Below are 13,069 nucleotides of genomic sequence, written 5' to 3' on the forward strand. Positions count from 1 at the left end.
GCTAGGAGGCGACCCGCCGCATGGCGCGCAGCAGGTGTCCCTCGAGACGCTCGCGCTCGTCGTGCGCCGTGATGAACGAGGCCCTCCCCGGAGGCGGGAGGAAGCCGACGACGTCCATGACGTCGAAGTAGGACTGAGGTCGAGCACCGGTCCGCTCGACATACGCGGTGGCGAAGGCGTCGGCCCGATCGCTGCCGTGCCCGATCGCGATGTTGGTGCAGCAGTGCGCGACGTCGAGCCACGCCGGGCCGATGGAGGTCTCGACCCAGTCGACGACACCCGTGACCGCGTCACCCGACCACAGCACGTTGCGGTGCTGGAAGTCGCGGTGGATCAGCCTCGGCTCGTAGCCGGGCGGGTCGGTACGCAGCAGGTCGAAGGCGCTCTCCCACAGACCGGTGTCGGCGGCCCACTCGGGGGCAACGAACTTCGCCTGCCACGCCCAGGACTGGAAGGTCCGCACATCGACGGTGGGCTGCACGCCGTGGATGCCGGCCAGCACGTCGGCGAGCCGGGCGAGGGAGGCCGGATCGACCCGGTCGACGTCGACTGCCCCCGGCACCCGTGTCATCAGGTGCGCTGACACCCCGCACGCCTCGCCCTCCGCGTCGAGAGCCACGGGACGGGGAGCGGGTACCGCGGTCGCTGCGAGCGCGTGCTGCACCTCGTGCTCCCGGGTGGTCAGCGAAGGACCGTGCGTGCGCCAAGGCTCGCGCGTCATCAGCCTGAGGACCAGCTCGCCGTGCGACCGCGTCGCCAGCGCCAGCATGGTCGAGGTCCAACCTCCCCGCAGCTCCTCCACCCTCACGACGGGCGAGGTCAGCACCTCGACCCAGTGCAGCGCGGCGGCAACGTCGACGCCTTCCGAGACCACGACGGCATCACACCACGGTTGGCGCGCAATGGTCACAGACGACAGCGAGACCCGCCTTCGAGATGTCGGCAGTGACCACTCAGTCCCGGAGGGCGGCGCCGAAGAGAGTCTGGGACTCGTCGACGCCGTCGAGCGCGACCCGGTCGCCGAGGCGGACGAGGCCGCCCTCGAGCACCCGGCACACCGAGCCGCCCCGGCGACGCAGGGCGGCCTGGGCGCCGTCGCCGATGGTGTCGTCGAGGAGCTTGCAGGGCGCGGCGACCCGCACGACCTCCAGCACCACGGGCCCGACCCGGATGATGCTGCCGGGGGCCTGCGGCACGACCCCGTCGGAGACGGTGATGTTGCGCCGGGTCAGCGCGGCGGGCACCAGGGAGCCGAAGACGTCGCTCGCCTCGTCGAGGGACGACTGGCTCTGGATCGTCACCTGCCGGTGCCTCGCGCCGTGGTAGCGGTCGCCCACGATCCCCTTGGCGGTCTCGACCTCGAGCTGCTCGAAGGACCGCATCGGGAGCCGTCGGCCCTTGGCGGTGTGGAGCTGCGAGACGGTCGGCACCCGGTGAGCCTAGGCAGACAGCACCAGCCCGCTCGTCGGCACGCCGGTGCCGGCGGTGACCAGCACGTGCGACGACGCGGCCGCCTCCACCTGGTTGACCGCGGTGCCGCGCACCTGGCGCACCGCCTCGGCGATGCCGTTCATCCCGTGGATGTAGGCCTCGCCGAGCTGGCCGCCGTGGGTGTTGAGCGGCAGCCGCCCCCCGACCTCGATGGCCCCGTCGGCAATGAACCCGGGCGCCTCGCCGCGCCCGCAGAAGCCGAGCTCCTCCAGCTGCATCAGCACGTACGGCGTGAAGTGGTCGTAGAGGATCGCCATCGGCATGTCGTCGGGCCGCAGCCCCGACTGCCGCCAGAGCTCGCGCCCCACCACGCCCATCTCGGGGATGCCGATGTCGTCGCGGTAGTACGACGTCATCACGAACTGGTCGCGGCCGCTGCCCTGCGCGGCCGCCGTGACGTAGGCCGGCCGCTGGGCGAGGTCACGAGCCCGCTCGGCCGAGACGACCACGATCGCCTGCGCGCCGTCGGACTCCTGGCAGCAGTCGAGCAGGTGCAGCGGGTCGACGATCATCCGCGAGGCCTGGTGGTCCTCGAGCGTGATCGGCCTGCCGTGGAAGAAGGCGTGCGGGTTGGTGGCTGCGTGCCGACGGTCGGCGACGGCCACGCGGCCGAAGTCCTCGGAGGTGGCGCCGTAGTCGTGCATGTAGCGGCGGGCCTGCATCGCCACGGTGGCCGCGGGCGTGCCCAGGCCCATCGGGTAGGACCAGGCGTTGTCGAGCCCGTTGGTGTTGACCTGGGCGTTGGCGGCCACCGAGACCTGCCCGAAGCGGTCGCCGGAGCGCTCGTTGAACGCGCGGTAGCAGACCACGACGTCGGCGACGCCGGTGGCGACCGCCATCGCGGCCTGCTGCACGGTGGCGCACGCCGCGCCCCCGCCGTAGCTGATCCGGCTGAAGAAGCGCAGCTCGCCGATGCCGAGCTCGCGGGCGACGGCGATCTCGCTGTTGGCGTCCATGGTGAACGTGGTCAGCCCGTCGACGTCGGCCATCGTCAGCCCGGCGTCCTCGACCGCTGCGCGGACCGCCTCGACGGCCAGCTGCAGCTCCGAGCGCCCGGACTCCTTGGAGAACTCGGTGGCGCCGATCCCGGCGATCGCGGCCCGCCCCGACAGCGAGCGGCTCACGCGGCGACCTCCCCGACCGCCACCCGCACGGTGCCGACGACGTGGTCGCCCAGCGACACCGCTCCCGTCACCCGCAGCACGACCACGCCGTCCTCGACCGCCACGACCTCGCCGGCGAAGTCCAGCGTGTCGTAGGGGTACGCCGGGGCGCCGAGCCTGATCGAGATGCCGCGCACGTCGACGTCGTGGCCGAGGTGGTCGGTCACGTAGCGCTCCACCAGCGCCGTCGAGGTCAGGATGTTGAGGAAGATGTCCTTCGAGCCGGCCGCCTGCGCCACGTCACGGTCGTGGTGGACGTCCTGGAAGTCGCGGGTGGCGATGGCGGTGCTGACCACCAGCGTCGGGGTGATCGGCAGGCTCCACCCGGGCAGGGCCGCCCCCGGGGTCAGTGCCACGGTCGGGGTCTCGGTGCTCACGCGCGCCTCCAGGTCGGCAGGGTCAGGTCGTCGTCGACACGGTGCAGGTCCACCCGCACGGCCATCCCGATCTCGACCTCGTCGTCGGCGACGCCGACGAGCTCGCCCAGCATCCGGGGGCCCTCCTCGAGCTCGACGAGCGCGATCAGGATCGGCAGCTCCTTGCCGGGCACCGGCGGATAGCGGTGCACGACGTAGGAGAAGACGCTGCCGCGCCCCGAGACGACGACGTGGCCGCGGTCGAGGGCCAGGCAGCCGGGGCAGGAGGGGCCGGGCGGGTGCCGCAGCGCGCCGCAGGCGTTGCAGCTCTGCACCCGCAGCTCACCGAGGGCCGTGCCCTCCCAGAAGAACGCGGTGTCGCGGTTCCGCTGGGGTCGCAGCACGGAGCTGGTCGGGGTGCTGGTCGGGGTGCTCACGACGCGCTCCGGGGCACGAACTTGAGCACCCGGAAGAGCATCGAGGCCACCTTCTCGGGCTCTCCGCCGTCGTGGTCGACGTACCAGGTCGAGCGCGAGGTCACGAAGTAGCCGACCCCCATGCCGGTGCGCTTGGGGCCGACCACCGAGTCGAGCGCCGTGGTCACCCGCACCCACTCACCCACCAGCAGCGTGCGGTGGTAGGTCTGGTCGGAGTCGGTGCCCAGCACCGCCGTGAAGCCCGCGGCGGTGAGCACCCCCATCATCGCGTGCAGCGGGTCGTCCTCGGGGGCCCGGCCGCCCTGGCCGTACATCGTCCACACCTGGGCCATCGACGGCGGGGCCTCGCCCTGGCGCCAGCGCGGGTTGTCGTTGCCCATCGCCTCGACCCAGCTGCTGATCGTCGGCTGGTTGACCGGGTCGCGCGCCCAGCGCTCCGCGGCCTCTCCCCAGCCCCGGATCCGCTCGGCTTCGGCCATCACCTGCTGGTGCACGTCGGGTGCCACCCCGTGCAGCTCCTGCACCTCCGCGCTCATCGGGGCACCCGCGGCAGCCCGAGGCCGAACACCGCGATCAGCTCGCGCTGCACCTCCTGCACCCCACCGCCGAAGGTGAGCACCAGGTTCCGCTTGGCCTGCGCGTCGAGGTACTCCAGCAGCGCCCGGGTCGCGGGCTCGGCCGGGTCGCCGTGCCGGTGCACGACGGCCACCAGGTCGGCGGCCAGGTGCTGCACCTGGTCGGCGGCGAAGACCTTCGACGACGACGCGTCGCCGACGGAGACCTCGCCGTGCTCGCCGGCGCGGGCGACGTCCCAGTTGAGCAGCTCGTTGACCCGGAAGGCGGCGGTGACCCGCCCCATCACCTCGGCCACGTCGGGCTCCTCGTGCACGCCGTGCGCGGCCGCCCACCGGGCGACCCGGTCGCGCAGCCCCTCGATGCGACCGGCGGGCCCGAGCATGACCCGCTCGTGGTTGAGCTGGGTGGTGATCAGGCGCCAGCCCTGGTTCTCCTCGCCGACGAGCATGTCGACCGGCACCCGCACGTCGTTGAAGTACGTCGCGTTGACGTGGTGGGAGCCGTCGGCGGTGATGATCGGGGTCCAGGAGTAGCCGGGGTCGGAGGTGTCGACGATCAGGATCGAGATGCCCCGGTGCTTGGGAGCGTCGGGGTCGGTGCGCACGGCCAGCCACAGGTAGTCGGCCTGGTGGCCACCTGTGGTCCACAGCTTCTGGCCGTTGACGACGTAGTGGTCGCCCTCGCGGCGGGCGGTCGTGCGCAGCGACGCCAGGTCGGTGCCGGCGTCGGGCTCGGAGTAGCCGATCGCGAAGTGCACGTCGCCGCGCAGGATCCGAGCGAGGAACATCTCCTTCTGCTGGGCGGTGCCGTAGCGGATCAGGGTCGGCCCCACGGTCTGCAGCGTGACGGCGGGCAGGTGCACGTCGGCCCACTGCGCCTCGTTGGCGAAGATCGTCTGTTCCAGCTCACCGAGCCCGCGACCGCCGTGCTCGGTGGGCCAGCCGACCCCCATCCAGCCGTCCTCGCCCATCCGCCGCACGGTGCGCTGGTAGGTCTCCCCGTGCCGGTCGACGCCCATCTCACGGTGGTCCTCGGCGCCGGCGAGCCCGGAGAAGTAGTCCCGGAGCTCGGCCTTGAGCCCGCGCTGGGCAGCGGTGAGCTCGAGGTTCTTGGCCGCTGCCGACTCGACCGGCACGTCGCCGGGCAGGGTGTCGAGGTCGTGGGCGATGTCGGTGATCCACGAGAAGTAGCGGTGCAGCGGGTAGGTCTCGTCGACGCCGGTGCCCCCGTGCAGGTGGTGGCAGGTGCGCAGCGCGGCCGGCCCCTGCGAGCACACCCAGTACGCAGCCACGGCCAGGTCGTCGGCGGCCTCGAGGCCCGCGTCGACCCGCCAGGCGGCGTTGCGCGCCGCGAGGTCGGTGGTGCGCGCGGCGATGTAGACGTCGGCGACCTGCATCGCGACGGCCTGGAACTGTGCCAGCGCGCGCCCGAACTGCCGGCGGTCCTTGACGTAGCCGGCCGTGAGGTCGCGGGCGCCGGCCAGGACGCCGGCGGCGGTGAGGCACAGCCCCGCCGTCGCGTGCGCCTCGAGGGTGGCGGCCGCGCCGTCCTCGAGCAGCTCGGCCGGGGCGCCGTCGAGCACCACGGTGTGCCGGGCCAGTCGGCTCGACGAGGGCGACTCCTCGAGCCGGACGCCGGGGCCGGCCGGGTCGACGAGCACCACGACGCTGCGCTCCCCGTCACGGGCGGTGACCAGGAGCCGGGCCGCGGTGTCGGCGTGGGTGACCGCGATCTTGCGCCCGCTCACCGCCCCGTCGGCGTACGTCGTGCGCGGCTGGCGGCCCGCCCGTGAGCGAGCGCCGGCCTCGCGCAGCGCGGGGCTCAGCACGACCTCGCCCGAGACGACCCCCGGCAGCCACTCCTTGCGCTGGGCGTCGGTGCCGTGCCCGACCAGGGTGGGCACCGCGCAGGCCAGGGTCTCCCAGACCGGCAGGCGCACGGCCCGGGCGCCGGTCTCGTGCAGCAGCGCGCCCACCGCGGCCAGGCCCAGGCCCTCGCCTCCGAGCTCCTCAGGGACCGGCAGGCCCAGCAGTCCGGCCGCGGCCAGGTCGGCCCAGGTCGCGTCGCGGTCGAGCGCCTCGCGCACGACCGTGCGCACCGCCTGCACCGACTCCCGGTGCTCCTCGGCGTCGTATCCGTCCGACACGGCCGGCCTCCACTTCCTCGTCGTGCGTGCTCGTGGACAGAACTGTAACGTGTTCTACTTCAACCGTCAGGCGTCGTCCCGCCCCGTCGGACCCCCACCCGCGGGTGCGGTCACCGCCTCCAGCAGCTCGGCCAGCGCCGCCGGGAACCGCTGCACCAGGTCGTCGACGTCGGGCACCGACTCCCGGCAGGCGATCACCCCGACGTGCAGCTCACCGGCGTTCGACATCACGGTGATGTTGAGCCCGGCGCCGTGGAAGACCGGACCCAGCGGGTAGAGCGCCTCGATCCGGGCGCCGACGAAGAACAGCGGCACCGGCGGCCCCGGCACGTTGGAGATCACCAGGTTGTGCACCACGGGGTGTCGCTCGGCCAGGCGCAGGCCCGCGTAGGCGCGCACCGCCAGGCCGAAGGTCCGCGGGGCGGCGAACTCGGCCCAGTCCTGCAGCGAGTCGGCGCTGATGGCGTTGTGGTGGTCCCTGGCGTGCCGGTTGCGCACGGCCAGGTCGCGCACCCGCTCCAGCGGGTCCTCGATGTCGGTGCCGAGCCGGGTGAAGAGCGCCGAGACCTTGTTGGCCCCCTCGGAGCGGCGCGACGAGCCACGCACCGAGACCGGCACGGTGGCCAGCAGCGACTCGGTCGGCAGCTCGCTGCGCTCCTGCAGGTAGGAGCGCAGCGCACCCCCGGCCACGGCCAGCACCACGTCGTTGACGGTGCTCCCGCTCGCCGACTTGACCGCCCGCACGTCGTCGAGGTCCATGTCGGCCAGCCCGATGCTGCGGTGCCCGGTGATGGTGCCGTTGAACGATGTGCGGGGCGCGGTCAGCGGCGCGGCCATGGCGGTGCCGGCGCGGGCCCGACCCACGGTCCGGGTCACCAGGGTGGCCGACGGGCTCACGAGGCGGGCCAGGTGCAGGGGGCGGGCAGCCGTGCTGAGCACACCGCGCCCCAGCAGCTCGGCCGGACCTGCCTCACGGCTGCGCGCGACCTCGGGGACGGGAGCGAGCGGGGCGTCGGTGGCCGAGAGGGCGCACAGGTGGGAGATCAGGTTGGCCCCCGAGACACCGTCGACCGTCGCGTGGTGCATCTTGCTCAGCACCACGACCTTGCCGTCCGCGTAGCCCTCGACCACCCACATCTCCCACAGCGGGCGGGACCGGTCGAGGGGCAGCCCCGCCAGGTGCCCCGCCAGCTCGGTCAGCTCCCGGTAGCCGCCGGGCGTCGGCAGCGCGAGCCGGTGCACGTGCCGCTCGATGTCGAACGAGCGGTCGCGCACCCACACCGGGTGGTCCAGCCCGAGCGGCACCCGCCGCAGCCGGCGGGTGAAGGCCGGCACCTCCCGCACGTGGGCGTCGATCTGCGAGCGCAGCCCCTCGAAGTCGTACCCGCCCGGCATCGTCGACACGTCCAGGACCAGCAGCCCGCACACGTGCATCAGCTGGGCCGGCGTCTCGAGGTACAAGAAGCTGGCGTCGAGGCCTGAGAGCCGGTCCATGGACACCTTCCGTCAAGTGAAACGTGTTCTAGTTTTGCACATCGGTGGACATCTCGCACTCCCGCGACGCGGCTGCGGCCGGCGACCTAGAGTGCGCGCCATGGCCTTCCTCCGTCGCCAGGTCGTGACCGCTGCCCTCACGGCGAACGCCGTGCGCCCGCTGCCCGGCTACCGGACCTCACTCGCCACGTTCTTCCCGAGCTGGCTGGTCGGCGAGCTCGCTCCCCACGTGCTGGCGGTGACGGTGGCCGACGCCGCCGCCCACGCCACCGGCCGGCGGCGCGACACCCGCGGGCTGGCCCTGGCCGCCGCCAGCTCGCTCGGCCTCGCCTTCCTGGTCGCCCAGAGCCGCCGGGTGCGCGAGGTCGCCGAGGAGTCCCTCGTCGAGGCCCTCGGCGCCGACTACGCCGACGACCTCGAGGACCGGCCCACCCCGGCCGACCTGGCGGTGCCGTGGCGGCGCCTGGCCTACCCGTTCCGGATGCGTGAGCCGCGGGTGCACGTCGAGCGCGACATCGTCTACGACGACGCCCTGGGGCGTCGCGGCATGCTCGACGTCTACCGCCCCGCCGACACGCCGCTCGAGGGAGCGCCGGTGCTGCTGCAGGTCCACGGCGGCGGCTGGACCATCGGGCGCAAGGACCAGCAGGGCATCCCGCTCATGCACCACCTGGCCCTCAAGGGGTGGGTGTGCGTGGCGGTCAACTACCGCCTGGCACCACGCGACCTGTGGCCCGCCCAGATCGAGGACGTCAAGAAGTCGATCGCGTGGGTCCGCGAGCACATCGGCGCCTACGGCGGGGACCCCGGCTACATCGCCATCACCGGCGGCTCCGCCGGCGGCCACCTGGCGGCCCTCGCAGCCCTGACCCCGCACCGGCGCGAGTGGCAGCCCGGCTTCGAGGACGCCGACACCAGCGTGCAGGTCGCGGTGCCGCACTACGGCATCTACGACGTCGCCGGCTCGACGGGCGTGCGGGCCACCGAGCTGATGCGCGACCACTTCCTGGGTCCTCGTGTCCTGGGCCGGCGCTGGGAGGAGGACCCCGAGGTCTTCGAGGACGCCTCGCCCATCCTGCAGATCAGCGACGAGGCGCCCGACATGTTCGTGCTGCACGGCAGGCACGACTCGCTGGCGCCCGTCGAGCAGGCCCGCCTGTTCGTCGAGCGCCTCCGGCGCACCTCACGACGCTCGGTGGTGTACGCCGAGCTGCCGGGCGCACAGCACGCGTTCGACGTCTTCCCCTCGATCCGCAGCCAGCACGTGGTGCGCGCCATCGACCGCTACCTGCACTGGCACTGGAACCGACACCGCGCGCAGGCCCGCGGCGGGGTCCGGGCCTAGTCGGCTCCGGCCACGGCCCGGTGCTCGAGCGCCACGGCCAGCCGCGCCGCCCGGGCCAGCGTCGCGTCGAGGTGGCCCAGCGGCGCCCCGACCGAGCGGCGCTCCTCCTCGCTCAGCGACGACCGCTCGAGACGACCCTGGGCCAGGTGCACCCCGAGCTGCAGGGCGGTCAGGGCGTTGTTGAGGTCGTGCACCAGGGCCCGGGTGTCGTCGTCCGGCCCCGGGTCGGGCTCGGTGCGCCCCGGCTCGGCCGGCATCTCGGCGATCCACCGGTAGCCCGCGCCGCTCTCGGTGGCGACGTAGACCGGACGGTCGGCAGGGTCCTGCAGCTTCGCGCGCAGCGAGCGCACATGGGTGCGCAGCGCGGCGCGCGACTCCTCGCCCCGGCCGTCCTCCCAGACGCGGGACAGCAACCAGCCGTGCGTGAGCAGCCGGCCGGGGTGGGCCAGCAGCTCCTCGAGCAGCCGCCACTCGGTGGGTGTCAGGTGCACCGAGCGGGTGTCGACCTCGACCGTGCGCGCACCCAGGTCGACGACGAGCCGGCCCAGGTCGTGCCGCACCGGCCGGCCCCCCGAGAGGTCCGCGGCGCTCGCGCCGCTGCGGCGCAGCAGCGCCCTCAGGCGGGCCCCGAGCTCGTCGATGCCGAACGGCTTGTCGAGGTAGTCGTCGGCCCCCGCCTCGAGGGCCTGGACCTTGCGCGACTCCTCGGTCGACCCCGACAGGATCAGCATCGGCACGCTGCCGAGCGAGTGGAAGCGGCGCACCACGTCGAGGCCACGCGCGTCGGGCAGGCCCAGGTCGAGCACCACCACGTCGGGCTGGGCCGTGCTCAGCAGGTCGATCCCGCCGCGGGCGTCGGGGGCCACCACCACGTCGAAGCCGACCCGGCCCAGCGCCCCGCGCAGCGCCTGGCGCAGGGCGGGGTCGTCGTCGACCACGAGCACCTTCGCCATGACGCGAGCCTAGTGCGGGGTCCGCCGATCCTCACGTTTTCCTCACACCGCCCCCTCCGGTCGACACACGGCACCCACGGCGCCAGGGGCACCGTGGAGACATGGCAGAGATCATGGTCGTGGACGACGACGAGGACATCCGAGAGCTGGTCGAGCTCGCGCTCTCGACCGAGGGCCACCGGGTCGTCACCGCCCCCGACGGCGCGGCAGCGCTGCGGCACCTCGAGGAGGACCAGGTCGACCTGGCCATCGTCGACGTGACCATGCCCGTGCTGGGCGGCATCGGGTTCACCGCCGCCCTGCGCAGCCTCGAGCGGCGCTCGTACGGGCTCCGGCCGCGCACCAGCGTGGTGCTCCTCTCGGCCCTGACCTCGCCCGACGACATCGATGCCGGCCTGGCCGCTGGAGCCGACGGCTACCTGCCCAAGCCCTTCCGCATCGCCGACCTGCTGCGGGTGGTGCGGGTGCACCTGGCCCGCCGCGACCGTGCCCAGGCCGGTGACGGCCTCGACGACGGGGAGCCGGTCGAAGATCTCTGCGGGGCGTGGCACGGCCGGTGACGCCACGCCCCGGCCCATCCCTCGACTCACCGGCACCGGTGCTCGCCCCGGGGCAGCTCGGACCCGATGATGGACCGATGCCCCCCTCCCCCCATGATGGCGAGCACCGGGTGCCGGTGTCCGCGACAGCCGGCCTGCTGGGCCTGGTCCTCGTGCTGGGCGTCGTGTCCGTCCGCTTCGCCGTGCCCGGCACCGAGGTCGCCGCGTGGTGGCCGGCCTCCGGCGTGGGCGCCGGCCTCCTCCTGCTCCACCACCGCCGCCACTGGCCGCTGCTGGTCGCCCTGCTGGTGCCGATGTCGGCCGCGGCCAACATCGTCGGCGGCCGCCCCGTCCCGCTCTCGCTCGTCTACGGCGTGGTCAACGCCGGGGAGGTGCTCGCCTTCTGCATCGCCCTCGGCGGCCTGCGGGGGCGCCCCTCGCTGCTCACCGGGGAGGACTTCCGACGCCTCCTCGTCGTGGGGGTGGGCACCGGCCTGGGCATCGGCGCCGTCGCCGCTCTCGTGGTCGCCCTGATGACCGACGGCGACCCCTGGAGCACCGCGCGCAGCGTCGCAGCGTCGCACTCCGCCGCCCTGCTGGCCGTCGTGCCCGTCTTCCTCAGGTCCACCCGGGCCCGAGACCTCCTCGACCGGCGGCGCGCTGCCGTGGTCGCCCAGCTCACGCTCACGGCGGTCGTCTCGGCGTTGGTCTTCGCACCGGGCCAGGAGCTGCCCCTGACCTTCCTGGTGGTGCCCCTCGTCGTCTGGGGGGCCGCCGTGCTCCCGGTGCGCTGGCTGACCTGGCAGATCCTCGCCGTCAGCACCGGGGTGACCCTGATGACCTCGGAGGCGGCGGGACCTTTCGGCGCCCCCGACAGGATCGACGCCCAGATGCGTGGCGCCATGGTCCAGCTCTTCATCGTGACGCTCGTCGTCGTCGCGCTCCCCCTCGCCATCGCCGTGCAGCAGCGTCGCACCGCCCTCGAGGACGCCCGGCGGGCGGCGTCGGCGCTACGTCGCGAGCGCGAGCTGACCTCCGCGGTGCTCAACTCCGCCACCGACACCGCGATCATCGGCACCGACTCCGCGGGGATCATCACCTACGCCAACCCCGGGGCCGAGACCCTGCTGCGACGGGCTGCAACCGGCCTCGTGGGTGCACCACTGACCTCCATCTACGCTCCGCAGGCGCTGCGCGCGCGGCGCGAACCGGGCAGTGACGACCTCTCTACCGCCATGCGCTCCGTCGCCGACGGCACCCCGGTGCGCCAGGACTGGTGCTGGCTGCGCGGCGACGACTCCCAGGTCACCGTCAACGTCGCCACCACCGCCCTGCTCGACGACGACGCCCGGCCGGCCGGCTACCTCGCGGTCGCCCATGACGTCTCGGAGCGCCGCGCCGCCGAGCGCGTCCTGCGTACCGCCCTCGACCGCGAGCAGCAGGCGGTCGAGCGCCTCGAGGAGCTGGACCGCGAGAAGTCGGAGTTCGTCTCGTCGGTCAGCCACGAGCTGCGCACCCCCATGACGAGCGTCCTGGGCTTCACCCAGCTGCTCGGCAGCGGCACGGGAGGCAGCCTCACCGAGCGTCAGCGCGACATGCTCGACCGCATCGAGCGCAGCGGTCACCGGCTCCTGGGGCTGATCGAGAACATCCTGTCGCTCTCGCGCGTCGAGTCGCAGCGGGAGGACGCCGAGGCCGAGCCCTGCGACCTGCGAGACGTGGTGGGCGCGGCACTGGCCGAGACCGAGGAGCTGGTGCGCCCCCGCGACCTCGAGCTGGGCACCGCCCTGCCCGCGGACCCCGTCGTGGTGCTCGGCCAGCGCGACCAGCTCGAGCGCGTCGTGATCAACCTCGTCTCCAACGCCGTCAAGTTCACCCCCGACGGTGGCCGTGTCGGCGTCGACCTGGCGGCCGCGGGGGGCGAGGCCGTACTGCGCGTCAGCGACACCGGGATCGGCATCCCGGACGCCGAGCAGGCCCGCCTCTTCGAGTCCTTCTTCCGAGCCAGCACCGCGCTGAGCACCGGCGTGCAGGGCACCGGCCTGGGGCTGACCATCGTCCGATCGATCGTCGAGCGCCACGACGGCAGCGTCGCGGTGACGTCCACGGAGGGCGCCGGCACGACGTTCGAGATCCGGCTGCCGCTCACCTGAACCGGCGGCTCACCCCAGCAGGACGGCGACCCGGCCGAGCAGCGCGTCGGTGTCGAAGGGCTTGAGGACGTACTCCGTGGCGCCGGCCTCGATGCCCTGCTCCTCGTCCTGGGGCCGGGAGCGGGCCGTCAGCATCAGCACCGGCACCTCGGCGGTCAGCGGGTGGGCCCGCAGGGCCCGCGCGACGTCGAGGCCGTCGAGCTCGCCGGGCAGCGCACCGTCGAGCAGCACCAGGTCGGGGGCCTCCCCCGTCCCGGTGGCCAGGGTGAGCGCGGCCTGGCCGTCGGTGCACGACCACACCGTGTGGCCGGCGTCCTCGAGCAGCATCTGCAGCAGGGCGTGCACGTCGGCATCGTCCTCCACCACCAGGATGCGCGCCACCGAGACTCCTTGTCGTCCGTTGCCCCGGACTTTAC

13 protein-coding genes are annotated in these 13,069 nt (G+C 73.6%); 3 read left to right on the forward strand and 10 right to left on the reverse strand.

The window, feature by feature from the left end; translation table 11 throughout:
- Position 1: 1 nt before the first annotated feature.
- The 8 genes from ABKW28_RS09040 to ABKW28_RS09075 form a co-directional block, all read right to left on the reverse strand.
- Positions 2 to 874 (reverse strand): aminoglycoside phosphotransferase family protein, encoded by an 873-nt coding sequence (locus ABKW28_RS09040; protein WP_348608493.1) that lies wholly within the window; start codon positions 872 to 874, stop codon positions 2 to 4.
- 79 nt (positions 875 to 953) lie between these two features.
- Positions 954 to 1,430, reverse strand: a complete 477-nt coding sequence (locus ABKW28_RS09045) for an MOSC domain-containing protein (protein ID WP_348608496.1) — start codon at positions 1,428 to 1,430, stop codon at positions 954 to 956.
- 9 nt (positions 1,431 to 1,439) lie between these two features.
- Positions 1,440 to 2,615 (reverse strand): lipid-transfer protein, encoded by a 1,176-nt coding sequence (locus tag ABKW28_RS09050; RefSeq protein WP_348608499.1) that lies wholly within the window; start codon positions 2,613 to 2,615, stop codon positions 1,440 to 1,442.
- Positions 2,612 to 3,031: a MaoC/PaaZ C-terminal domain-containing protein gene (locus ABKW28_RS09055; protein WP_341228940.1), complete on the reverse strand. Its 420-nt coding sequence runs from the start codon at positions 3,029 to 3,031 to the stop codon at positions 2,612 to 2,614. The genes ABKW28_RS09050 and ABKW28_RS09055 overlap by 4 nt, the downstream gene beginning before the upstream one ends.
- Complete coding sequence (locus ABKW28_RS09060) at positions 3,028 to 3,447, reverse strand: OB-fold domain-containing protein (RefSeq protein WP_348608502.1); 420 nt, start codon at positions 3,445 to 3,447, stop codon at positions 3,028 to 3,030. The genes ABKW28_RS09055 and ABKW28_RS09060 overlap by 4 nt, the downstream gene beginning before the upstream one ends.
- On the reverse strand, positions 3,444 to 3,983 hold the full coding sequence (locus ABKW28_RS09065; RefSeq protein ID WP_348608505.1) for a MaoC family dehydratase N-terminal domain-containing protein: 540 nt from the start codon (positions 3,981 to 3,983) through the stop codon (positions 3,444 to 3,446). Before ABKW28_RS09065 ends, ABKW28_RS09060 begins: the two co-directional genes overlap by 4 nt.
- Positions 3,980 to 6,169: an acyl-CoA dehydrogenase gene (locus ABKW28_RS09070; RefSeq protein ID WP_348608508.1), complete on the reverse strand. Its 2,190-nt coding sequence runs from the start codon at positions 6,167 to 6,169 to the stop codon at positions 3,980 to 3,982. The genes ABKW28_RS09065 and ABKW28_RS09070 overlap by 4 nt, the downstream gene beginning before the upstream one ends.
- A 66-nt stretch (positions 6,170 to 6,235) precedes the next feature.
- A complete protein-coding gene (locus ABKW28_RS09075; protein ID WP_348608511.1) occupies positions 6,236 to 7,663 on the reverse strand; it encodes a wax ester/triacylglycerol synthase family O-acyltransferase in 1,428 nt (475 codons plus the stop codon).
- A 100-nt stretch (positions 7,664 to 7,763) separates the two neighbouring features.
- On the opposite strand from ABKW28_RS09075, the gene ABKW28_RS09080 reads away from it, so the two are divergent.
- Positions 7,764 to 9,008, forward strand: coding sequence for an alpha/beta hydrolase (locus ABKW28_RS09080; protein ID WP_348608514.1), 1,245 nt, complete (start codon positions 7,764 to 7,766; stop codon positions 9,006 to 9,008).
- Here ABKW28_RS09080 and ABKW28_RS09085 read toward each other — a convergent pair.
- Positions 9,005 to 9,961, reverse strand: coding sequence for a response regulator transcription factor (locus tag ABKW28_RS09085; protein ID WP_348608516.1), 957 nt, complete (start codon positions 9,959 to 9,961; stop codon positions 9,005 to 9,007). The two genes, ABKW28_RS09080 and ABKW28_RS09085, sit on opposite strands and share 4 nt — an antisense overlap.
- 101 nt (positions 9,962 to 10,062) lie before the next feature.
- Here ABKW28_RS09085 and ABKW28_RS09090 point away from each other — a divergent pair, with 101 nt between their 5' ends.
- Positions 10,063 to 10,521: a response regulator gene (locus ABKW28_RS09090; protein ID WP_193670624.1), complete on the forward strand. Its 459-nt coding sequence runs from the start codon at positions 10,063 to 10,065 to the stop codon at positions 10,519 to 10,521.
- Positions 10,522 to 10,598: 77 nt separating this feature from the next.
- Complete coding sequence (locus ABKW28_RS09095) at positions 10,599 to 12,653, forward strand: ATP-binding protein (RefSeq protein ID WP_348608519.1); 2,055 nt, start codon at positions 10,599 to 10,601, stop codon at positions 12,651 to 12,653.
- A gap of 9 nt (positions 12,654 to 12,662) precedes the next feature.
- Here ABKW28_RS09095 and ABKW28_RS09100 read toward each other — a convergent pair whose 3' ends face one another.
- Positions 12,663 to 13,034 carry a response regulator gene (locus ABKW28_RS09100; RefSeq protein WP_193670622.1) on the reverse strand — a complete coding sequence of 124 codons (372 nt, stop codon included), beginning with the start codon at positions 13,032 to 13,034 and terminating at the stop codon, positions 12,663 to 12,665.
- Between the last annotated feature and the right edge of the window lie 35 nt (positions 13,035 to 13,069).

Source organism: Nocardioides sp. 31GB23 (assembly GCF_040012395.1).
GTDB classification, from domain to species: domain Bacteria; phylum Actinomycetota; class Actinomycetes; order Propionibacteriales; family Nocardioidaceae; genus Nocardioides; species Nocardioides salarius.